Raw genomic sequence first — 23141 nt, 5'->3', positions numbered from 1 at the left:
CCTCCTTATTCAACGGTCCAGGTCGAGCCATCCCAGGTCTTCCAGGGCCTTTTCCATGTATTCCGCGACGGCGGCGTGTCCCCTGTCGTTCCAGTGGACCCCGTCGAAATAAAGCGTTCCCAGATCCTCCCTCCGGGAAAGGTGCTCCCTCAGGTCCAAAAAAGGGATTCCGGCATCGGAACAAAAATCGTCCCTCAGGAGGTCCTGGCATATGTCCAGGGTGGGACCGTACCCCTCGGAGAAGGCCCTCCAGTTTTCGTTGAGGGCATCGAGAGGCCCCTTGTCCTCCCCGTCCCTGAGACACTGCTCCAATCCGGCGGCGGATAGGACCGCCACCTTGGCTCCCGACGCCTCGGCTATCTTCAGGATTTTTCGGTGATTGTCCATGACCACCGCCAGGGCCTCGTTCCGCTTCTCCTCGGGGAAGGTCTTGAGGACGTCTCCGAAGGCCCTCCTGTAGAAATCCCGCCCCTTCCCCTGATAATAGAGACAGCTGTGCATCATGGCAATCTGAAGAGGTGTCTGGGCGGAGTTCATGCCCCATAGAAATTTTATAGGCCAGCGACTTTCCCTGTTCCACCTCCGCCCCATGGCGTAGGCCATGGACAGGTCGTTGCCTCCGAAGCGCAACAACACCACGTCCGGTCGAATCGACTCGATCAGCTCGCCATCCCACAAAAGCCGATGCTGCTCCGACGAGTAGCCCGGATGGCCGCCGTTTATGACCTCCCACCGTCCCGGACGACTCCGGTCCAACGAGTTCTGCAGCACCTTGCGCCAGACCATGTCCTCCCGAGAGAGCTTCACGCCGAAGATCTCCGATTCGCCTATGACGACCAGCTTTTTTCTGCCCTCCAGGGGTTCAGGCCCTCTCAGGCCCCAACGGTTTATGGAGACGCATCGTGAACGGTATCCCCTCAGAAGCCTGCTGTTCAGAGGTCCGTCGTCCTTCACGACGAAATCCCTGTATCTGTAGTCGCCGTAGATCCTGGGTCTGTAGGGTATGCCGTAACGGTGTCTGTAGGAATATCGGGAAAGTATCTCCGCCGTGACCGTGACCATCGCCCCGGCGGAACAGAGAGTGCCTATCAAAGCGATCCCTCCCGGTCGGATCTGACCAGATCCATCAACATCGTGCCCCGCGGTGGGAGCACCTTTATCTCCTCCCACTTAGGCTCGCCGGTTCTCTGAAGCAGAATGCCGTCCGCCCCCTGGAACCATCGTGGAAGATAGCCCCCCAGGCGAAATCCCATCTCTCGAACGACCTCCACCGATCGGTCGATACCCGGGAGGAGGGGCATCTGCAACATGATCGCGTCCAGATCTCCCATCTCCTCCAGAGATTCCTCCATCTTGTCGGCCAGGTTTTCGCCCAAATCGGTCACAGTGGTGTAAGCCACTCCGGCTACAGGAAAAACGGCAGACCTGAGGCAGGCTTCCCCTTTCGGGAAACAGTCGTCCCGTCGGAACGTCCTGGGGAAACCCTCGGCCAATGCCTCGATAGCCGAGGCATATCCGATGGGTAAAACCGATTCGAAAGGAGGGAGCCCCGGTCTCTCCATGAAGCTCATGACACAGCTCACCCTGCCGGAGACGGAGAACAGCTCGTCGTGACCGTAGGCCCTTCCGGGAAGAAGATCCAGAGCCAAAGCGCAGTGACGGTGCCCCATTCGAAGATCGATCCTCTGAGAACGGTCATGTGCCGTGGTGCTCTCGGTATAGCGGGCCTCCCATCCCAGAGAGGGCAAAATCTCGTCTGTGATAGCCTTCGCAAGCATAGAAGCCGCAGGAGAGGACCTGAACTCGGGCAGAACCATGAGCCCCATGAGCTCGTAGAGGCCGGGGTTCCATGCGGACCTGGACGCGACTGCCTGTCCGATCACCCGACCCCCGGAAAAGGCCAGCAAAGTAACCTGATCGCCCTCTCTGTCGGCCTTGAGAATCGCCTCGGAATCGTAGACCACCGGTGCCGGGAAATCGTCGCCGTATATGGCCCTGTAGAGATTCGGAACCTCTCCGGCCGAGCTCTTTTCCAGTCGTCTTATTCTTATCTCCGGTCTATCCGACAAGCCATACACCTCCTCGTCAAGTTATTATCCCCCTTAAAGCCTTCACAAACTCCTCCATCACAGGCAAGGTCGAAAGGGTTACCCTTATCTGATTGGGAGCCCGAAAGCCCGTCATGGAACGTATCATTATACCCCTCCGCATCAGTTTTCTGTATGCCAGGGTATCGCTCATGGGAAGGGACGCAACGGCGAAGTTACCCTCCCTCGCGGTGTGGGGTAGCCCCATGTCGGCCAGTTCCTCCAGTAGATATTCCCGGGCCTCGCGACACATCTTTCTGGTGGCCTCTATATGGGGTCCGTCGTCGGACAGGGCAGCTATAGCCGCCACCTGGGCCGGACCGTTCACCGAGTAGACCACGCAGGTCCTCCGGATATCGTCCACCACCCTCCTGTCGCCGAACAGATAGCCGATGCGGAGTCCGGCCAGACCGTACATCTTGGAGAAGGTGCGAAACACCACCAGGTTGGGGTAATCGTCCAGCATGGAGACTGTCCTGGGAAAGTCGGATGCCTCGACGAACTCCATGTAGGCCTCGTCCACCACGACTATGCACCGGCCGTTCACCCTGTCCAGAAAGGACCTGAGCTCGTCCTCGGACCAGTAGGTCCCGGTGGGATTGTTGGGATTACACAGGAAGAGGACCTTGGTCCTCTCGTCCATCGCAGCGAGCATGGCCTCGCCGTCGAAACGATCGTCCTTAAGCGGAAGCACCCTCGCCTCGAAGCCGGAGAACTGGGCCACCCACTCGTAGACGGCGAAGGTCCTGTCGACCGTGACGATATTGTCCCCCTCCTGACAGAAGGCCTTGATGACGAAGGCTATCACCTCGTTGGCGCCGTTGCCCACGATGAAACAGTCCGGATCCAGCCCCAGCCTCTCTCCCAGACGGCAGCGGAGGTGATAGGCGTCGCCGCTGGGATAGATCGAGGCATCCGAAGGGGGCCAGTCGTCCAACACTTTCCTCGCCGCCTCGGGAGGGCCCAGCGGATTTTCGTTGTTGTTTAGCCTGTGGAGCCTCTCGCAACGATACAGACGACATAGGACGTCGTCGGGACGACTGGGTATATAGGCCTCGAATCCCCTGACGTGATCCGGCACCAATCGATCCAGAGGGGGAAAGGGAACCCTCACCTCAACCCCTCCATAACGAGCAGGTCTCCCCTGCCTCCCCAGGGGATCAGCACCTTGGGAACGAAACCCGCCTCCAGTGCGCTTTGGGCCATATAGGCGAAGTCGGGCCGTCCCAGATCCAGGTGGAAAGATACGGACCGAACGCCCCTCTCGATCAGGGCGTCGAGATGGGCCAGGAGGTTTTCACCGACGTCGTTACCGGCCAAAAGAGGCTCTATCACCGCCGAGCCGTCCACCTCGGTGGAGACGGCCAGGAGAGACTTTTCGTCCAGTCCTTCCCGTCGCTCCGCCGAACGGATATCCCGCGGGAGCTCCAGACGGTCCACGGCGTCCTCCACGAAGGGACGAAGATCGTTCGGCACCCAGATAAGGGCGCCGTTGTCCTCCCTGAGCTGTCGAAAAAGAACCCCTCCCGACGAGGACAGAGGCTCGAAATACCCCTCGGGCACATCGGAAACAGGCCGGTCGACCACTATACCCATGGCGTCGCTCTTGCCCAGGACCTTCAAAGCCTCCTCGACCAGCTCTCTGCCCACCGGCGAGAAACAAAACGGCCCTCTGAGCTCTATGACCCTACCCATAGGCCTCCAGAGTACGAGTCCTCCCAGCCGTCCTCTAGGGGAACGGGCCACCAGAGCCCCTATAAGGCCCAGCTCCAGGGAGCGGGCCATAAGTCCCGCCTTTTTGAGATCTCCGCCGCAACCGTAACGCTCCTCCACCTGGGCCGCCAGATGAGGCCATTCGTCCGGCCTGGGAATCCCTATATCCATCGACTCGTCTTGATCGGGATAGAGGGGTTCCGCCGAGATCTCCCTGTACTCCCTCTCCCTCTCGAAGGATATGACCGCCAGATTCCCCTTCTCCAGGGAAACCTCCATCCGGTGAGCCGATCTCGCCGCCAGAACCAGACCCATCCTGTCCGGATCGTCCGCTCTAGAGGTCATGTTGAAGGCCTCCAGGGGAAGCTTTTCCCGAGGGACCCTGCATTCCACCCTTATGGAGACTCCTCTGTCGGAACAGACCACCTCCATGGTTCCTCCCCCTCCGGAGGAACCGGCAAACGCCAGAATTTCCTCCGCCGCCAGGGCGAGTCCCAGCTGTCCTCTACGGTCCAGGCCGAAGGCCTCGGAGGACCTTTCCACCACGGAGGTCGCCACTGGAATCATGGCGATCTCGAATGGAACAGAAACTGACACCTCTCGTTCCATGAAAAAAACACCTCCCGACTTAAGCACCAATCTTCACGATTATAACCTCATGGAGGTACAATATCGATGGAATATCACCTATATAGGAGGGGATACCCTTGGAAGCAGTCAAGAAACTCGCCCTAGTGGCCCACGACAGCAGGAAAAAGGACCTGATACGATGGGCTAAAAGACACAGGGAGCAGCTGGCGGCTCATCGGCTATGCTCCACCGGAACGACCGGAGCCCTTCTGGAGGCGGCGTTGGGTCTTCCGATAGACAAGCTGAAATCGGGACCTCTCGGAGGAGATCAGCAGCTCGGAGCCAGAATAGCCTGCGAGAGGCTGGACGCCATCGTTTTTCTGTGGGACCCGCTCAACACCCAGGCCCACGATTCGGACATAAAGGCACTGCTGCGCATAGCGACCTTATACAACATCCCCATGGCCTGCAACATGGCCTCGGCGGACTTCCTATTCTCCTCGCCTCTGATATCCCTGCCATACGACAACGAACACAGGGATTTCGACGCCCATCAGCAGGCGAGAAACGAGGCTGTCATAGAGGAATACCTGAAGGAGGAAGAACGATGAAAAGAGGAGGACTCATGCCGCTAAGTCTCTTCGGAAAATCGGAGGCAAGACGCCCATCGATCGAGACGGCACACAGCCCCGCCGAAGACGACCGATCCATAGAGAGGCTATCCCTCTCCATAAGAGCTCAGGGCCTCTCGGAGGACCTGGAGGCCCTGGTCTCCGACGGCAGCGGTTCCATGGACAAAGTGGGAGAACACGCCGACGGAATAGCCGAGTCCCTCTGCGAGCTGGACCGCATAACGGGACGACTTAGCGAAGAGGTAACGAAAATAGGCGAACTGCATCACGGCTCCGCCGAGATACTGAAGGAGATAGCCCAAGGAGGCGCCTCCGTAAGGGAGAAGGCGGAGAAGAACAGGGATCTCGCCGTCGACACGGAGAAGGCCAACGAAAGGGTCGATACGACCGCCAGGGCGCTGGGCGAGGCTATAGAGAAGATGGTCTCCGTCAGCGGAGACATAGGCCGTTTCGTAAACGTCATAGCAGGGGTCGCCACCCAGACCAACCTGTTGGCCCTCAACGCCGCCATAGAGGCCGCCAGGGCGGGAGAACACGGAAGAGGCTTCGCCGTCGTAGCCGAGGAAGTTAGAAAGCTGGCGGAGGAATCCTCCCTGGCTGCCAAGCAGATCGGCGATCTGGCCCACTCCATAGAGGAACTGGCCCAAAGGGGACAGGAAAGGATCTCCGAGGCGGATCGATCCGTGTCGGAGGCTGGAAAACAGGCCAGAGAGAGCAGACTCAACCTGGAGTCCATGCTGGACGATCTGGTTAAGGTGCAAAACAGCCTGGAAACCGCGTCCTCCAACGTGAACGACCAAGCCGAAGGAGTTGAGAACTTCGTGGCGTCCCTCCAGGAAACCGCATCGGTAGTGACCCAGGAATCGGTCAGGGTCGAGTCTCTCGCCGCCGCCATAGGAGAACAACGGGTCATAATGAGGTGCCTGGAGAAGAGGACCACGGAGCTGAGCCCCATCGCCCGAGACCTGGAGAGAGAGGAACTCTCCCTAGATGGATATCCTTCGGTGAGATCGATATTGGACGACGGAAGGCTCAAGGTGGCCATGCTGGACACCGACTACGGCCTGTTCCACTTCGACCTGCACGGCAGCCCTAAGGGATTCGACGTCGATCTGTCCCGCGCAATAGCGGAGAGGATAGGCGTACCACTGGAGATAGTGCCGGTTCCCCAGGGAAACGGCGAGGCCGGAACCAGGTCGGGGATACTGAACCGAGGCCTCTGGGGAAAGGCCGTCCACATCATGGCATCCGCCGTGACCAAGACGGTAGAAAGAGGCGAAAAGGTCCTGTTCTCGCCCCTTTCCTTCGCCAGCGGCCAGTGCGCCGTATCCACCTCTGACAGAGAACTGACCCATCTGAGAGACCTCAGGGGCAAGACCCTGGCGGTTCACGGAGGACTCACCGGATCCGACCTGGCCCGGGAACTATTCCCCGACGGCAGAATCATCGAGAAGGACAATTGGGACGACATCTTCCAGGCGGTGAAAGCAGGCGAGGCCGACGGCGCCATAGTCGAGACGCCGGTCTTCCTCCAATACGGATCTAACGACCCATCTCTCGTCATGGTGGGATCCCAGATGGACCGGGAAAACTACGGGGTGGTCATGCCTCTGACGACCTCCTCGGATCTGTATGACCTTATAGCCAAAGTGGTAAAGGAAAAGCGAGACGAACTGGAACGCCGCTGGTTCGGAAAGGACTTGCAAAAAAGTTAGCACCTTCTTATACTTAAAGGCTGCACCATCGGGAAAGGAGAGATACAACCTATGAGAAAATTTTTTCTATGGTCCCTGACGGCGATCCTATGTCTGACCGCCGGAGCGGCCTTGGCAAGTCCTAATCTGCACGTGGCGGTGAGCATACTGCCTCAGAAATTCTTCGTCGAGAAGATCGGGGGAAGCTACGTGGACGTGACCACCGTGGTTCCCAAAGGGGCAAGCCCTGCAACCTACGAGCCCAAGCCCTCCCAGATGGCCGAGCTGTCCAGCTGTTCACTCTGGTTCACGATCGGTGTTCCCTTCGAGAGAGCCCAGAAGGACAGGCTGCTGGCGGCCCTGCCGGATCTCGAGGAGGTCCCCACCTACCAGGGAATCAAGCTCTACCCCATAGAGGGAGCCGACCACCACGACGATCACGGCCACGGAGCCCTGGACCCCCACATATGGCTCTCCCCGCCGGAGGTAATGCTCCAGGTCAGATCCATCGCCATGGCCATGGCCGAGGCGGACCCCCCTCGAAGCGACGTCTATATGAGCAACTACATAAAGTTCGCCGCAGAGCTGGCGGATCTGGACCGCCACCTGGCCCAGGAACTCGCCCCCCTGAAGGGGAGGTCCTTCATGGTGTTCCACCCGTCTTGGGGTTACTTCGCCAGGGCCTACGGACTCAGACAGAGAGCGGTGGAGCTGGAGGGCAAGGAGCCCAAGCCGGCGGAACTGGGACGACTGGTAGAGCTGGCTAAGGATGAGAAAATAGACACTATATTCGTACAGCCTCAGTTCTCCACCGCCGCGGCCAAGACTCTGGCAGAGACTATCGGAGGGCAGGTCGCCCCTATGGACCCCCTTGCGGAAGACTGGGACTTCAACCTCCGCAAGGTCGCCAAGGCTCTCAGGAAGGCCCTGCGGTGAACTCCGTAGAGTTCGACCGAGTCTCGTTCGGATACGAGGGAGCCCCGATCTTCGATCGGGCCTCCTTCTCCGTACCAGCCGGGGAGTTTCTGGTGGTGATCGGCCCCAACGGAGGAGGCAAGTCCACCCTCCTCCGGCTTATGCTCGGGCTTCTCTCCCCGTCGGAGGGTAGAATCGACGTATTGGGCAAACCTCCGGGCAGAACCTCCGAGGTGGGCTACGTCCCTCAGGACGTGGAGAAGGGCCTTTCCATGCCTGTAACGGTAAGAAGGGTGGTCTCCATGGGCAGACTGGGAGCCCGATCCGGAGGAAACGACTCGGTCGACCGGGCCATGGAAGCCATGGACCTGGTGCCCCTTTCGGACAGACCGGTAGGGTCCCTGTCCCAGGGGCAGAGACAGAGAACCCTCATAGCCAGAGCACTGGCCAGCGAGCCCAAGCTGCTGCTTTTGGACGAACCTCTTGCCAGCGTCGATCCTGACGCCAGAAAATCCATCTTCGACAGCCTCAACGACGTGGCAGAGGGACGAACGGTCGTAGTGGTAAGCCACGACTACTCGATAATTCCCGCCTGCGCCTCCGCGGTGGCCTGCGTGGACCGAAGCATCTACTACCACGACGGAGGGGAGCTGACCGAGGAGCTATTTTTCAAGGCCAGCTGTTCCTGTCCGGTGGAGATAATAGGGCACGGCCTTCCCCACAGAGTGCTGGAAGAGCATCGCCATGGTTGATCTTCTGCAATACGAGTTTATGAGAAACGCCCTGGCGGCGGCGGTCCTGGCCAGCCTTATATCGGGAATACTGGGACCCATCACAGTCATTAGGCGTTCGGTGATGACCACCGGAGGGGTGGCCCACGGCGCATACGGCGGACTCGGCCTGGCCTGGTTCATGGGATGGCCACCAAGGGCGGGGGTCTACGGCGCCGCCCTGATACTGGCCGGAATCGCCACCTATTTGAACAGGAAGGCCCCGGACAGATCCGACTCGATCATGGGGATCCTCTGGGCGGTGGGAATGGCGGTGGGGATAATCTTCACAGACCTGACCCCGGGATACGGAACCGAGCTGACCAGCTACCTCTTCGGCAGCATATTGACCGTGTCCTCCTCGGACCTGGCTGTTATGGCCTGCCTGGCCCTGGCGTCTATCGGACTGACGATCTTTCGCTATTCCTCCATCGAGGCCTTTCTCTTCGACGAGACCTACGCCGCCACCAGAGGCATCCCGGTCGGCAAGCTGGACTGGATCCTGACGGTCCTGACCTCCCTGGCGGTGGTGGCGGTTATAAGGGTGGTCGGTCTGATACTGGTCATAGCCCTTTTCACCATACCCTCCGCTCTGACCGAGAAGGGCTCCCGGTCACTGGCGTCGATGATGATCCGATCCACCCTGGCGGCGGGAACTTTCTGCATGGCCGGACTGTGGTTGTCCGTGCGGTTCGACGTCACCGCCGGGGCCGCCATAGTCCTCATAGCCGCTCTGAGCTGCCTTGCGGCATATGGAATGAAATCGTTACGCTGAGGGAACTCTGTCGTTACGTCGAGAGAACAGAATGGGGACGACCTCCTAGGAGGCCGTTCCCATTCTTTTTCAGAGGTGATTCGCGGTGATATTTACGAGAGGGAGACGCTTTTTAGCTAAGTTCGTCCTTGCGACGGTCATGGTGACGGTCCTGGCGGGAGGAGCCTGGGCCGATAGGGCAAAGTACGTCTTTTTGATGATAGGCGACGGCATGGCCATGCCCCAGAGAAACGCGGCGGAGATATACCTGGCCTCCATGGCCGGGAAGGACGCCAGACCGGGAATAATCAAGCTGGCCATGAGCACCCTTCCCGCCCAGGGGTTCTGCACCACCTACTCGACCAACTCGATCATAACCGACTCGGCGGCGGCAGGGACGGCTCTGGCCACGGGGAACAAGACCAAATCGGGGGTCATAGCCATGAACCCCACCGGCACGGAGTCCCACGAGACCATCGCAGAGATGGCCCATAAGAGGGGTATGAAGGTCGGAATAGTGTCGTCCGTGTCCATAGAACACGCCACCCCCGCCTGTTTCTATTCACACAACGAGTCCCGCAACGACTACTACGATCTGGCCTGTCAGCTTCCCGAAAGCGGCTTCGAGTACTTCGCCGGAGGCGGTTTCAAGAAACCCAAGGGCCCCAAGGGAGATCAGCCCGACGTCATGGGAATCATAGAGAAGGCGGGCTACAGGGTAACCGAGACAACCGAGGACTTCCGGAAACTTTCCAAAGAGGACGGAAAGATCGTGGCGATCAACCCCGTGTTGTGGTCCGGCAAGGCCATGCCCTACGCCGTGGACGAGACGGACCGGTCCATCTCCCTGGCCGACTTCACCGCCAAGGGCATAGAGCTCCTGGACAATCCCGAAGGCTTCTTCATGATGGTCGAGGGCGGCAAGATAGACTGGGCCTGCCACGCCAACGACGCGGTCTCCTCCATAGGCGACACCATAGCCTTCGACGAAGCGGTCAAGGTAGCCCTCGACTTCTACAACGATCACCCCGAGGAAACCCTGGTGGTGGTGACCGGAGACCACGAGACCGGAGGTCTCACCATAGGTTTCGCAGGAACCAAGTACGACACCTTCTTCGGCAAGCTGGACGGACAGAAGATGTCCTACGAGGCGTTCGACCTCGTCCTGGCCGACTATAGAAAATCCACCGAAGGCAAGGGATCTCTGGAGGCCTTCTTCCCCCAGGTGGAAAAGGCCTTCGGCCTCAGCCTGAAGGGACAGGACGCCGTAACCGGCTCGGAACTGGCATCCCTCAAGCAGGCCTTCGCCGAGAGCATGAAGGGATCCAAGAAGAGGTCCGAGGACCAGGAGACCTACCTCCTCTACGGAGGCTACGAGCCCTTCTCCATAGCCCTGACCCATCTTCTCAACCGCAGGGCCGGTCTGGCTTGGACCAGCTACGCCCACACAGGAGTACCGGTTCCTGTAAGCGCCGTCGGAATCGGACAGGAGACCTTCAACGGTTACTACGACAACACCGACGTGTTCCACAAGATGACATCCGCCATGGGCCTCTAAGCCCCTTTTCTTCCCCCCTGAACGAGGAGGGACGAGCCTGAATGGCTCGTCCCTCCCTTTACTTATGGAGAAAACACGAGAGGAGCAAACAACATGCTGAGACATTTCTACCGGTGGTTTCTGGACGGCACATCGGCGAAAGACCTGGCCTTCACCGCAATGGTATCGCTTATGTGTGCAGCCCTCTGGACTATGCCCACCGGCTTCGAGGACAAGCTGGACGGAAACGTGGGACACCACAAGGGCAGGGTGATCGCCGTCGACAACTCCACGGTGGTGCAGTGCGGCATAATCAAGACCGGAGACCAGGGACTGACAGTGAAGATAGAGGAAGGCCCCTTCGAGGACCGGACCGTGGAGGGAAGCAACGTACTGAGCGGCATGCTCGAGCTGGACAGCTTCTACGCCCCGGGGGACAGGGTGCTTCTGGACGTCACCACCGTCGACGACGAGATCGTAGGCGTACACGCTTCGGGGAAATACAGGCTGGGAGTGGAGGCACTGCTGCTGCTGCTATTCGCGGCCACTCTGGCGGTGGTGGGAGGTTTCACCGGAGTGAAGGCCATGGTGTCCTTCCTCTTCTCGGCCCTCATGATCTGGAAGGTCATGATTCCCCTGTTCCTCAAGGGATGGGACCCGGTTTTCGTGGCCTTCGGGGTGGTATCGGCACTGACATTCGCCATAGTATTTCTGGTGGCCGGCTTCGACCGCAGAGGGGCCACCGCCTGGATCGGCGCCATGGCGGGACTGGGGCTCACCTGTATTCTGGCGGAAGTCTTTTCCGGACCCTTCGGGATCCACGGAGCTGTGAGGCCCTTCTCGGAGATGCTGCTTTATTCCGGCTATCCCCATCTGGACCTGACGAGGATCTTTCTGGCCGGGATCTTCCTGGCCTCATCGGGGGCAGTCATGGACCTGGCGATGGACATATCCGCCGCCGTGGCGGAGGTCAAGGAGCACAGGCCCGATATAGACCGATGGAAGCTCTTCAAGTCGGGGCTCAAGGTGGGAAGAGCCGTCATAGGAACCATGACCACCACCCTGCTGCTGGCCTACTCGGGGGGATACCTGACGATGATGATGGTTTTCATGGCCCAGGGAATACCGATGTCCAACATATTGAACGTCAACTACGTTGCGGCGGAGATACTCCACACGATGGTGGGAAGTTTCGGCCTGGTCACGGTGGCCCCTCTGACCGCCCTCACAGGGGCCTTCGTCCAGTCCCGAACGGATCAGATCTGATCCGCGAAGAGATCGTCCAGATCGGATCTTCCCTCGAGAACGTCCAGACAGGCTCCAACCGCGTCGGGGTCGTAGAGAGATCCGCGACCCCGCCTTATCTCGTCCAGAGCCGCCGACAGCCCCAGTCCGGCCCGATAGGGACGGTGGGAGGTCATGGCCTCAACCACGTCGGCGACGGCCAGTATCCGGGCTTCGAGAAGTATCTCGCCGCCACCGAGATGCCTGGGATATCCGGAACCGTCGAGCCTCTCGTGATGCTGCGAAACTATCGTAGCCACCGGCCAGGGGAACTCGATGTTAGAGAGGATCTCCTCCCCCAACTGGGGATGTTCCTTTATTATCTCGAACTCCAGATCGGAAAGCTGTCCCGGCTTGTTCAGTATCTCCGCCGGAACCCTTATCTTTCCAAGATCGTGGACCAAAGCCGCTATCCTCAATCCCTTTCTTCTCTCTTCGTCCATGCCCAGCCTTTCGGAGATCATGTCGGACAGCACCGCCACGTTTCTCTGATGCCGGGCCGTGTAGGGATCCCTGACGGCCAACATCTCCCCCATGGTCTTTATGCTGCTCTCGAAAGTCCGATGGAGAACTTCGTAGTTGGCCTTTATGGACCGTTCCCCTTCGTGACGCTCCAGGGCGGCGGATATTATGCTGCTGAAGACATAGAAGTCGGTGGTTTTGTCCGAACCGGAGTCGTCCCTTTCGGATCGTATAAGAGAAATCATGCCGCTTAGCTCACCACGGATAAAAAGGGGATAAACGTAGACCTCTCCTCCACCCAGGAGATCGAACAACCTTCGCTCCATACAGGCCCTGGCGGGAATGGCATCTTCGTTCGCTATCATAACGACGTCGTCCTCGTGGAGGCGATTCCAAAGCCAGGGGATATCTCGGGACGAAAAGTTCTCCGTAAAATGGTCCCAACCGGGAGCCATAGGAATTCCATGCCACCAAATGGACCTTACGACCTCTCCATCGGGACCGAACTGTATTAGGTTACAGTGGGACGCCCTGAAAAAGGACCCGAAGTCCTCGAGAGCCTGTCTCAGAGCGCCGTCTATATCGTTCGAGGGAAAAACGAAACGATAGGATACCCTGGAGAGCAGGTTCTGTAGGGTAGAGTGATACCTTAGCCTCTCCTCGTCCCGTTTTCTCTCCGTTATATCTCTGTAACCACAGTAGGCGAAGGTCTTATTCCCGAAACGAAAGGGAGATGCGTGGATGGACACAGGCACCACGGTACCGTCGGTCCTGGTTCGGTATGTATCGTACACGAAGGCCTCACCGCTGAAGAGCTTTCTGGTCATTCTCTCGGCGTCTATCTGTATTCCCGGAGCCTTTCCGACTATGTCGTTTATGGCCGTCCCCCGCACCGAATCGGCTTCGCACAGAAACATACGGCAGAAGGACCCGTTGACCTGGATTATTCTGTCCCGGTCGTCCAAAAAGGCGATCCCCTCCGGCGACTCCTGAAACAGAGCCTCCCAGAAGCTCTTGCTCTTCTCCAGCTCCTCGGTTCTCCTGGCGACCTCCAGCTCCAGTCGTTCCTCCCACTCGGATCGTTCCGCCAGCTCCTGTTGAAGTGCGGCGTAGGCCCTCTCCAGGGCCTCCAGCCTAGGGTCGTCTCCGTCCTTGATATCGGAGTCCGATACCCTTCTGTCGGTAACGTCAACCATGGACAACAGGTAAGATCTTATGCCGTCGATCCCGGTTATGGGGGTAACGCTGAGCTCGATCCATATGGACGAGCCGCCTTTTCCCACATATCGTCTCTCCAGCCTGGACACGCCTTTCATGTAAAGGACCTTCTGATCCTCTACGGTCGGGACAGGAACATCCTCTTCTCCGTGGCCCCACCAGGGGTAGGGAGGAACGGCGCCAAGCACCTCCGACTCGTCGTAGCCGGACATGTCCAGGAAGGCCCGATTCGCCAGAACGACCTTCAGCTCTCTGGACAGGACCAATATCGGTATGGGAGATTGAAGAAGCAGCGAAGAATGCATGTCCTCGGCCAAGGGGTCGACCTCCTCTTTTATAACTTTACATTCAATTATAGGGGTAAGAAACACGATGCAAAAGGGCCTCGATACCCAAAGAAGCAACGAAACTCTTCCGTAAGTTCATGCCGTTCAAGTTCGTATCTTCACCCCTGCCGAGGGCCATCTCTTTTACCTTATCGTTACCTCAAATACATAAGTCCGTTACACAGCCGCCCTATACTGACGTCACAGACCGAGGGGAAGGTACCCTCGCTAGATCATCCAAGGAGGATCCGTATAAGATGAAAAAATCGGCTATCGCACTGGCACTGGCGGCAACTCTGTCTCTGGTCGGATCGGCTTTCGCCGGCGACCTGGTAATCAAGGGCTCCACCACCGTACTTCCCATAGCTCAGTCCGCGGCGGAGAAGTTTATGGAGAGCAATTCGGACGTAGCAATAACCGTGTCCGGCGGAGGAAGCGGCAACGGCATCAAGGCAATAATCGACGGAACCACCGACGTGGCCAACGCATCTCGATTCATCAAGAACAAAGAGGTCAAGGCGGCGGTGGAAAACGGCACCTACCCCGTACCCTTCGCAGTGGCCATGGACGCTCTGATCCCGGTGGTGCACCCCTCCAACCAGATCAAGGACCTTTCCATCGAGCAGCTCAAGAAAATCTATAAAGGCGAGATAACCAACTGGAAGGAAGTCGGAGGAGCCGACGCCAGGATCGCAGTAGTGGGACGTGACACCAGCTCGGGCACCTACGAGGTCTGGGAAGAGAAGATCATGAACAAAGACAGAGTGACCCAGAGAGCCCTTGTGGTGGCCTCCAACGGAGCCATGGTTCAGACCGTCGCCAAGAATAAGCTGGCCATAGGCTACATCGGCCTCGGATACCTGGACAAGTCGGTCAACTCCCTGACCGTCGGAGGAGTCGAGGGAAAGGTCAAGTCCGTCCTGGACGGAGATTACCCCGTCTCCCGCTACCTTTACATGTTCACCAAAGGATGGCCCACCGGCGACACCCTCAAGTTCATCAACTTCGTCCTCAGCGACGCCGGACAGGAGATCGTAGGCAACACCGGCTACATCCCTCTTCGCTGATACGGATTCAGAGAAAACTAGGATACCAGGAACTCCAGCCCGCCGCCCGAGATGGCGGCGGGCTGGAGTATATCCAGAACACGAGAGGTTTTGTCGATGGACGAAAGAATTCCGGGGTGGCTGATCACCCTTACGGCTAGCGTAAGCCTTTTCATAATACTCTTCCTGATCTACTTCCTCCTCCAGGAAGGGATACCCACCTTGAGAGAGGTCTCCCTCAAGGAACTACTGCTGGGCTTCGATTGGTACCCCACCGAGGAACCTCCGGCTCTGGGGATGGCGCCTCTGATCGTAGGATCCATGACAGTGACGCTGCTGTCCGCCGTTATGGCAGTCCCCTTCAGTTTCCTCATAGCCATATTCCTGTCCGAGGTAGCTCCGTCCTGGTTCAGGGAGATACTCAAACCGGCGCTGGAACTTCTGGGCTTCCTGCCGTCCATAGTCCTGGGATTCCTGGGCATGGTGGTACTGGCCCCATGGCTTCAGGAGAGGTTCGACCTCCTCTCGGGACTGAACCTATTCAACGCGTCTCTGCTCATGGGGGCCATGATAGTTCCCATAGTGGCCTCCCTGGCGGAGGAAAGCCTTCAGGCCGTGCCGAGAGAACTGCGAGACGCCTGTTACGCCCTGGGAGCCACCAGATGGGAGACGATCCGAAAGGTAGTCCTGCCCGCCGCCCTTCCGGGGCTTCTCAGCGCATCGCTGCTTGGGATAATGAGAGGTCTGGGAGAAACCATGGTGGTGCTGATGGCGGCAGGGGGAGCCGCATTGGTTCCCATATCGATATTCGATCCGGTAAGGCCTCTGACCTCGGCCATAGCGGCGGAGATGGGAGAGACCCCGGTAGGTTCCGCCCACTACCACGCCCTGTTCTTCGCCGGACTTCTGCTGTTGGTAATGACCCTTGGAATCAACCTGATCTCCATGTGGATAGAGAAAAAAGGAAAGGAGCGCTGGATGGCATGAGCAGAAAACTGGTGGACAGAGGAGCATCCATACTGCTCTGGACCTCGGCGGCCCTTCTGGTGCTGGGCCTGCTGTCCATACTGGCCTACCTGATGACCAACGGGGCGGAGTCCATGAGCTGGGAGTTCATCACCAAACCTCCCAGGGACAACATGACCAAGGGCGGTATAAGCACCCCCATAATAGGAACGCTACAGCTGGTGATCGTCTCAATGGTCTTCGCCATTCCCGTCGGAGTCGTCACCGGGATATTCTTCGCCGAATACGCCACGGAGGGGCCGTTTACCACGGCGCTCAGGCTTTGCGTCAGATGTCTGGCCGGGGTCCCCTCGGTGGTATACGGTCTGTTCGGCCTCTCTCTGTTCGTGGTGTTCCTCAACTTCGGGTCCTCCCTCCTGTCGGCGGGGCTTACACTGGCCTGTCTGTCGTTACCCCTTATAGTGACGGCATCGGAGACCGCTCTTCTGGCTGTGCCTCAGGACTTCAGGCTAGCCTCCTACGCCCTGGGGGCCAACAAGTGGCAGACAGTCCGGAAGGTGGTGCTCCCGGCGGCCCTTCCAACCATACTGACCGGGGCGATACTCAGCGTCGGAAGAGTGGCGGGAGAGACGGCACCGATAATCTTCACCGGGGCGGCGTTCTTCACCCCCAAGGTGGCGACGAGCCTCTTCGACGAGGTCATGGCCCTCCCCTACCACATAATGGTCCTTGCAACCGCCGGGACCCACATAGAGCAGACCAGGCCCATACAGTACGGAACCGTGCTGGTGCTGATTCTCCTGGTCATGGGAGTAAGCTCCCTGGGGATAATCCTCAGGGCCCGGCTACGCCGGAACAGACGATAACTCAGAGGTGAAGGCAATGACCGGAAGGGATACCGCGATAGAGATAAAAAATCTGAACCTGCACTACGGAACGGCTCATACTTTGAAGGACATATCCATGTCCATAAACGCGAACTCCGTGACCGCCTTCATAGGTCCCTCGGGATGCGGGAAAAGCACCTTCCTGCGATGCCTTAACAGGATGAACGACTTCATCCCCAGCGCATCGGTCAAGGGGACCGTGCTGGTCGACGGAGAGGACATCTACTCCCAGGGAACGGACGTTATAGAGCTACGGAAAAAAGTGGGAATGGTCTTTCAGAAACCCAACCCATTTCCCATGTCCATATACGACAACATCGCCTTCGGTCCCAGGATCCACGGCATAAAGGACCGAGACCGTTTGGACGGTATAGTGGAATCGAGCCTGAGAGGGGCGGCCCTATGGGACGAGGTGAAGGAGAAACTCCACTCCCCGGCCAACGGCCTGTCAGGGGGACAGCAGCAGAGGCTCTGCATAGCCAGGACCATAGCCACCGAGCCGGAGGTGGTCCTTATGGACGAACCGACCTCGGCCCTGGACCCTATGGCGACGGCCCGCATAGAGGAACTCTGCCGCCAGCTCAGGGAAAGATACACCGTGGTAATAGTGACCCACAACATGCAGCAGGCGGCCAGGATATCGGACGACACGGCCTTCTTCCTGATGGGCGACCTGGTGGAATACGGCCCCACGGAGAAGATCTTCACCTCGCCTGAGGACAAGAAAACCGGCGATTACATAACTGGACGGTTCGGCTAGACCCGTCGGGGAGGCTATCTGATATGATGAACATAGACTCGAGAAACCACATAGAGGAAGAACTCGGATCCCTGAAGAGGGAAACACTCCACCTGGCGGCCCTGGCGAGGGAATCGCTCAACAGGGCGGTGTGGGCTCTCAAGGAAAGGGATCGGGACGCGGCGTTGGAGGTCGTCCGAAAAGACGACGAGATGGACGATTTGACCAGATCCATCGACCAGAGATGTCTCCAGTTCCTGGCCCGTTTCCAGCCCATGGGAGAGGATCTTAGGACGGTGCTGTCCATAATGCACATGGCCGTCGACATGGAGAGGATAGGCGACTACGGCGACAACGTGGCCAGGGTAGCGTTGGACCTGTCGAACCAGCTTCCCATAAAGCCTCTCATAGACATACCCAGGATGTCCCAGCTGTTCTCCCAGATGCTGGACCAGTGCATGGAGGCTTTCGACCGGTGCGACGTCGAGAAGGCCAAGGCTATCTTTCCTATGGACGACGACATGGACGACCTGGAGAGTCAGATACTCAGGGAGTTGTTATTCCTCATGATGGCCCGGCCGGAGCGGATAGAACAGGCATCCCAGCTGTTGACCGTGGCCAGGACCCTCGAAAGAGCGGGAGACCGAGTGACCAACATAGCCGAGAGAGTCGTCTATATCTGCACCGGCGATACCGTACGTTCAAGCCGCTACAGACGTCCCAGGCCGGGAAGCGATATCGTAGACGAAGACGGAAAAACACGGCGATAATCGGAGGAGGGATCGGCCCGTGAGCTTACAGGGCAAGAGAATTTTATTGGTGGAGGACGAATCCTCCATAGTGGACGTCGTATCCCAGGCTCTGAAGAGATACGGCTTCGACGTCATGACCGCCGACAACGGAGACGACGCCCTGGACATGCTGTATCCCGTGCTGCCCGACCTGGTGCTTCTGGACCTGATGCTCCCCGGCATGGACGGCTGGGAGGTCTGTCGACGGATAAGGTCCTCTCCGGAGAGTCGGGCTCTCCCCATAATAATGATGACGGCCAGACGGGACGAGCGAGATCTGGTACAGGGGCTAGAACTGGGCGCCGACGACTACATCCGGAAGCCCTTCTCCCTGGTGGAACTGATGGCCCGGGTGAAATCCCTGATAAGACGCACCCAGCTCGTCCAGACCAAACCGACCGTATCGGTAGGCGACCTGGAGATAGACCTGGAGGGCCAGATAGCCAAGTTCAAGGGAGAGGAGATCAACCTGAGCCTGACCGAATACAGGCTGCTCCGAACCCTGGCTGAGAGGCCGGGACAGGTTGTCCCGAGGGAGAGACTTCTCTCCTTGATATGGGGGGTCTACGGGGGCGACACTAGAACCGTGGACGTCCACATATCAAGGTTGAGGAAGAAACTGGCTCAGGCCGGAGGAGACTCGGCTCCTACCATAACGGCCCTCAGGGGCCGAGGATACAGGATAATCGTGGAGGAATCGAATGAAAAGCCTGAAGGGTAAGACACTGTTGGCCGCAGCGACCGCGGTGTTGCTGACCTTTTTCGGATCCTGGCTGCTGATGAGCCGGATAGTGGAAGATCATATCGCCGACGAGGCGGTTCGAGAGCTGTCCCGACAGGCGGGGCTCGTAGCCCGGCTGGTTGAGGAAAGCGACGGATCTCTCGACCTCGAAGAGCTGGCCCAAGAGCTGGAATGCAGGATCAGTCTGATAGACGGAAACGGCACGGTGCTTAGGGACACGGAGGCATCGGTCGAGAGACTGGACAACCACAGCAACAGACCGGAGATAAAGAGGGCCTTCTCATCAGGAGCGGGATCGGAGATAAGATACAGCAGAAGCCTGGACTCCACCATGGTCTACTCCGCCAGGGCCCTGTCGGTAGACGGGAACTTACAGGTGGTCCGGCTGGCCTACAGGCTGTCCGCCTTGGACCAGGCCGCGGCTGAAGGGCGCAAAAGACTGTTGGGGCTATCCATACTGGCGGCCCTCGCCGTTTTGGCCCTGGCCCAGTTCATGATAAGGCGATTTTTCAGACCTCTGGAGAGGATAGTCGCGGCGGCGGACGACATAGCGACAGGGAGGGAATCCCGGTTCCCCATAATGGCAGACAGGGAGCTTCAAAGCCTGTCGGGAGCCTTGGACGACATGTCCCAGCAGCTTCACGAGACCATGGAGGAACTGCGTCATGAAAGAGGCGACCTGGAGACCCTGATAGCATCCATGCCGGTAGGACTGATACTTCTGGACAGGAAAAAATCCATAAGGATGATAAATCGCTGCGCCAGAGAGCTGTTGGACCTGAAGACCGGCGTACTCCTTCCCGGCAGCCTCCACCCTCTGATAGACAGGGTGGCCCAGTCCGGACAAGCCGACCCAGTCACTCTGGACCTGCCGGAGAGGGGACTGTTCCTTACCGTTTCTGCCGAATCGATAGAGACGGGCATACTGCTGGTCTTCCAGGACATGACGGAAGAACACAGGCTGGACCTGGCGAGGCGTAATTTCATAGCAGACGCAAGCCACGAGTTCCAGACCCCTCTGACCTCCATAGGGGTCACGGCGGAGTTCCTCATGGACGAGGAGGACGTCGACGCCAGAAAACGATACCTCAACTCCATTCTGGAACAGCAGAGACGGTTGACCTCCCTCGTGGACGACATGCTGTTACTCTCAAGGTTGGAAGCCGAACCTCCCAAGGAAAAAAGAGAGCCCCTCGACCTTACCGAGGTCCTGTCCGAGGTGATATCGGAACACCGATCCCACCCCATGGCTTCAGAGGTAGAGATAACTCTGGAAGCCCCAGAAAAGGCCCCAATGGTGGGACGAAGAGACGAGCTCTACCGGGCCCTGGGCAACCTAATAGGCAACGGCGTGAAATACGTCAAAAGACGCTTCGAAAACGAACCGGGCGGGAAGATAGTCGTGGAGCTGAAAGAGAACGAAGACCTCTGGACGGTCACGGTGTCCGACAACGGAGTGGGTATAAAGGAAAGCCTGGCCTCCTCCATCTTCGAACGGTTCCAGAGAGGGGATCCCTCCAGAAGCAGAAAGAACTGGGGACAGGGAGGATACGGCCTTGGACTGGCCATAGCCAAGAGGATAGTGGAGGGACACGACGGCAGAATCGATCTGACCAGATTCGTGGACGGAGCCACCTTCGAGGTGACCCTCCCGAAATAAATAAAACCATATAAATGAGACAGGCCCGGAGATTTTCTCCGGGCCTGTCTCATTTACGAGCACCTCTAAAAAATCACGTTCTTCCTAACTCCTACAGCTTCGCAAAAGAACACATCAAAAATATTGGCATATTTACTATTCTCGTTGAGAATTTTAGAACGCTAACGTATAATCCCCTCGGGCCATGAACAAACTACCGTTTTTTCTCAAGGACTCGATCCTAAATCCGCCGAGATGACAAAACATGGTTCTTAAGATAGGGGGGAGACCAGTTATTCAATGACCTACAATAAAGAGCTTCTTTTCACATCGGCTATCGTGTTTCTCTCGGCATCTCTAACTGTGCTGACCGTTTTAGGACCGATTTTTTTCAGCTTTCCCGTATTCATAAACATCAACATATCCGGGACGGCTCTTTTCTCCATTGCCCTCGGACCTTTAGCAGGTGCGATATGGGCCATTTTTTTGAACCTAATTTCAAGCACTTTCAGGATGGGAAACGGCATAATAGGCTACCTTGTGCTCTCTAAAGCCATAGAAGCGGCATTTATCGGTTGTTTCTTAAAAGGGGAATCAAAATCTTGGTGGGCTCCTTTTATCTGTGCTATGGTCCTTGCCGCAGTCCAAAAACCCATCAGTTCGACTTTGGCCTATTTTTTTGGCGGATTTAGCATATCAACAGGTTACTGGAGCTGGCTATCGGACGAAATGGCATTTTACCTCTCAGGCCCTATAGCGACATCCTTTTTCAGCTACATGTTTTCATGTTATTTAGCCTATTCGATTTTCACAGCCCTATATTTAAAGATAAAAAAAGGAGATAAGATCTAGAATGATAAAAATCTTTTTATCGATAACCATGATCTGTTTCGCCGTCACAGGAGCTATTGCCGACTCGTTACCCTTAATTTCGGTAAAAGAGGCGTCTAAAATCCAACCGGTACAGTTCGTGGACGTTCGTCCGGAACATCAGTTCATCGGATGGGACACCGAGAAAGGCAAGGGCGGCCATATAGAAGGAGCCAAAGACTTTCCACTCAGCTGGTTCGACCTGGCGAAAAGCCCCGAGGAACTGGACAACGAACTGACCCGACGGGAATTAAAGAAAGATATGGACACCGTGCTGTACGGTAACGACACCCTAGGATCGGACGCCTACGATCTGTTCGTAGGCGCGGGGTTCAAGCACGTCAAGATTCTCGAGGGAGGACTCGAAAAGTGGATCGAATCGGGGCATACCGTGAAAAAGATGGCCCGATACGAGAGGCTCGTCTATCCCGAATGGGTCGAGGAACTCGTGAACGGACGGTCTCCGAAGACCTTTAAGGGCGGAGATTTTCGCGTAGTAGAGGTTAATCTACCTTTCGAGAAGGACGATTTCCTCAGAGGACACATCCCCGGCGCCATAACGGTCGACGACACTATCAACCACGTCAGAGGGGTCAGAATCCTAGCCGATTATCAGTCCATTCCGATGACGGAACAGCTCAAGTTTTGGAATCGCCCTAACGACGACGATATAAAGAAAAAATTGGAGGCAATGGGCGTTACCTCAGATACCACGGTAATTCTCTACGGCTCCGTAGCCGCAACTACCGCAGCCTACAGAGCCGGTATGATAATGCATTATGCCGGAGTAAAGGATATTCGTTTTTTGAACGGTGGCAAGCCTCTTTGGGAGCTTGAAAACCTACCGCTGGAAAAAGGCGAAAATGAATGGACCTCTGTTGATAACTTTGGAGTCCAAATTCCTCAAAACCCCGAGGTTTTGATTGATTACGACGAAGAGCTTGCCATGGTGAAAAACCCCGATGCCGTCATCGCCTCCATAAGAAGCTGGCCCGAATATCTTTGCGAGATAAGCGGCTATACCTATATAGGAGAAGCTGGAGATATCGCCAAATCCAGGTTTGGATATGCCGGATCCGATCCTTACGCTATGGAAGACTATCGGAACCTGGACAACACCATGTTTAACTACGAATTGATAGCAGACAGATGGAAGAAATGGGGAATCACTCCCGATAAAGCTGTCTCTTTCCACTGTGGAACCGGATGGCGAGCCAGCGAAACCTATTTCTACGCCTACGCTATGGGTTGGGATAATATAAGAGTTTACGACGGCGGCTGGTACGAGTGGCACAAGAAAAAAGACAGTCCCAGAAAAGAAAAGGGATTACCGGAAGATGCTCCCGAAAGAAAGCCACATTCTTTCTTCAAGACAACCTCCAAAAAGTGAGGTCATATCATTATGGTGGACCCCATTGTCAAGACCATTTTTTAGCCTAGATTAGTTTAGGTCAGACTGCTATAGGTCTTCCTCTTCGAAGTAGATCTCCTGCGGTGTG

21 protein-coding genes are annotated in these 23141 nt (G+C 57.3%); 16 read left to right on the top strand and 5 right to left on the bottom strand.

What is annotated here, in order from left to right; translation table 11 throughout:
- Positions 1-9: 9 nt before the first annotated feature.
- The 4 genes from L2W48_RS10700 to L2W48_RS10685 are packed head-to-tail and all read right to left on the bottom strand — an operon-like array spanning position 10 to position 4409.
- Positions 10-1092 carry an SGNH/GDSL hydrolase family protein gene (locus tag L2W48_RS10700; protein WP_236099913.1) on the bottom strand — a complete coding sequence of 361 codons (1083 nt, stop codon included), beginning with the start codon at positions 1090-1092 and terminating at the stop codon, positions 10-12.
- Positions 1089-2069: a GNAT family N-acetyltransferase gene (locus tag L2W48_RS10695; protein WP_236099912.1), complete on the bottom strand. Its 981-nt coding sequence runs from the start codon at positions 2067-2069 to the stop codon at positions 1089-1091. The genes L2W48_RS10700 and L2W48_RS10695 overlap by 4 nt, the downstream gene beginning before the upstream one ends.
- Positions 2070-2085: 16 nt before the next feature.
- Positions 2086-3201 (bottom strand): histidinol-phosphate transaminase, encoded by a 1116-nt coding sequence (hisC, locus tag L2W48_RS10690; protein ID WP_236099911.1) that lies wholly within the window; start codon positions 3199-3201, stop codon positions 2086-2088.
- A complete protein-coding gene (locus L2W48_RS10685; RefSeq protein ID WP_236099910.1) occupies positions 3198-4409 on the bottom strand; it encodes a hypothetical protein in 1212 nt (403 codons plus the stop codon). Before L2W48_RS10685 ends, hisC begins: the two co-directional genes overlap by 4 nt.
- Positions 4410-4507: 98 nt before the next feature.
- Here L2W48_RS10685 and L2W48_RS10680 point away from each other — a divergent pair, with 98 nt between their 5' ends.
- The 7 genes from L2W48_RS10680 (at position 4508) to L2W48_RS10650 (ending at position 11938) form a co-directional block, all read left to right on the top strand.
- On the top strand, positions 4508-4981 hold the full coding sequence (locus tag L2W48_RS10680) for a methylglyoxal synthase (RefSeq protein ID WP_236099909.1): 474 nt from the start codon (positions 4508-4510) through the stop codon (positions 4979-4981).
- Entirely contained in the window at positions 4978-6717 is a 1740-nt protein-coding gene (locus tag L2W48_RS10675) for a methyl-accepting chemotaxis protein (RefSeq protein WP_236099908.1), read from the top strand. Before L2W48_RS10680 ends, L2W48_RS10675 begins: the two co-directional genes overlap by 4 nt.
- 51 nt (positions 6718-6768) lie before the next feature.
- Entirely contained in the window at positions 6769-7632 is an 864-nt protein-coding gene (locus L2W48_RS10670; protein WP_236099907.1) for a metal ABC transporter solute-binding protein, Zn/Mn family, read from the top strand.
- The gene (locus tag L2W48_RS10665) at positions 7629-8363 is read left to right on the top strand and encodes a metal ABC transporter ATP-binding protein (RefSeq protein ID WP_236099906.1); all 735 of its coding nucleotides are present in this window, start codon (positions 7629-7631) and stop codon (positions 8361-8363) included. The genes L2W48_RS10670 and L2W48_RS10665 overlap by 4 nt, the downstream gene beginning before the upstream one ends.
- Positions 8356-9156, top strand: coding sequence for a metal ABC transporter permease (locus L2W48_RS10660; protein ID WP_236099905.1), 801 nt, complete (start codon positions 8356-8358; stop codon positions 9154-9156). The genes L2W48_RS10665 and L2W48_RS10660 overlap by 8 nt, the downstream gene beginning before the upstream one ends.
- Before the next feature lie 85 nt (positions 9157-9241).
- Positions 9242-10693, top strand: a complete 1452-nt coding sequence (locus L2W48_RS10655; RefSeq protein ID WP_236099904.1) for an alkaline phosphatase — start codon at positions 9242-9244, stop codon at positions 10691-10693.
- Positions 10694-10786: 93 nt separating this feature from the next.
- Positions 10787-11938, top strand: coding sequence for a YibE/F family protein (locus L2W48_RS10650; protein WP_236099903.1), 1152 nt, complete (start codon positions 10787-10789; stop codon positions 11936-11938).
- Here L2W48_RS10650 and L2W48_RS10645 read toward each other — a convergent pair.
- The gene (locus L2W48_RS10645; protein WP_236099902.1) at positions 11929-13953 is read right to left on the bottom strand and encodes an HD domain-containing phosphohydrolase; all 2025 of its coding nucleotides are present in this window, start codon (positions 13951-13953) and stop codon (positions 11929-11931) included. The two genes, L2W48_RS10650 and L2W48_RS10645, sit on opposite strands and share 10 nt — an antisense overlap.
- A 266-nt stretch (positions 13954-14219) precedes the next feature.
- Between L2W48_RS10645 and L2W48_RS10640 the strand changes: the two genes are divergently transcribed.
- From L2W48_RS10640 to L2W48_RS10600, 9 genes are all read left to right on the top strand, one after another.
- Positions 14220-15029: a phosphate ABC transporter substrate-binding protein gene (locus L2W48_RS10640; RefSeq protein WP_236099901.1), complete on the top strand. Its 810-nt coding sequence runs from the start codon at positions 14220-14222 to the stop codon at positions 15027-15029.
- A 96-nt stretch (positions 15030-15125) separates the two neighbouring features.
- The gene (pstC, locus tag L2W48_RS10635) at positions 15126-15995 is read left to right on the top strand and encodes a phosphate ABC transporter permease subunit PstC (protein ID WP_236099900.1); all 870 of its coding nucleotides are present in this window, start codon (positions 15126-15128) and stop codon (positions 15993-15995) included.
- Positions 15992-16840: a phosphate ABC transporter permease PstA gene (gene pstA / locus L2W48_RS10630; RefSeq protein WP_236099899.1), complete on the top strand. Its 849-nt coding sequence runs from the start codon at positions 15992-15994 to the stop codon at positions 16838-16840. Before pstC ends, pstA begins: the two co-directional genes overlap by 4 nt.
- Before the next feature lie 16 nt (positions 16841-16856).
- Entirely contained in the window at positions 16857-17621 is a 765-nt protein-coding gene (pstB, locus tag L2W48_RS10625) for a phosphate ABC transporter ATP-binding protein PstB (RefSeq protein ID WP_236099898.1), read from the top strand.
- Between the two features lie 23 nt (positions 17622-17644).
- Positions 17645-18370, top strand: coding sequence for a phosphate signaling complex protein PhoU (gene phoU, locus L2W48_RS10620; protein WP_236099897.1), 726 nt, complete (start codon positions 17645-17647; stop codon positions 18368-18370).
- Positions 18371-18389: 19 nt separating this feature from the next.
- Positions 18390-19112 carry a response regulator gene (locus L2W48_RS10615; protein WP_236099896.1) on the top strand — a complete coding sequence of 241 codons (723 nt, stop codon included), beginning with the start codon at positions 18390-18392 and terminating at the stop codon, positions 19110-19112.
- Positions 19093-20793, top strand: a complete 1701-nt coding sequence (locus L2W48_RS10610; protein ID WP_236099895.1) for a sensor histidine kinase — start codon at positions 19093-19095, stop codon at positions 20791-20793. Before L2W48_RS10615 ends, L2W48_RS10610 begins: the two co-directional genes overlap by 20 nt.
- Positions 20794-21072: 279 nt before the next feature.
- Positions 21073-21624 carry a hypothetical protein gene (locus tag L2W48_RS10605; RefSeq protein WP_236099894.1) on the top strand — a complete coding sequence of 184 codons (552 nt, stop codon included), beginning with the start codon at positions 21073-21075 and terminating at the stop codon, positions 21622-21624.
- Between the two features lies 1 nt (position 21625).
- Positions 21626-23032, top strand: a complete 1407-nt coding sequence (locus L2W48_RS10600) for a rhodanese-like domain-containing protein (RefSeq protein WP_236099893.1) — start codon at positions 21626-21628, stop codon at positions 23030-23032.
- Positions 23033-23141 lie beyond the last annotated feature (109 nt).

This window comes from Dethiosulfovibrio russensis (assembly GCF_021568855.1).
In the GTDB taxonomy this organism is placed as follows: domain Bacteria; phylum Synergistota; class Synergistia; order Synergistales; family Dethiosulfovibrionaceae; genus Dethiosulfovibrio; species Dethiosulfovibrio russensis.
Note: the sequence above shows the minus strand (reverse complement) of the source record. Positions and strands in the feature narration are given on the sequence as shown.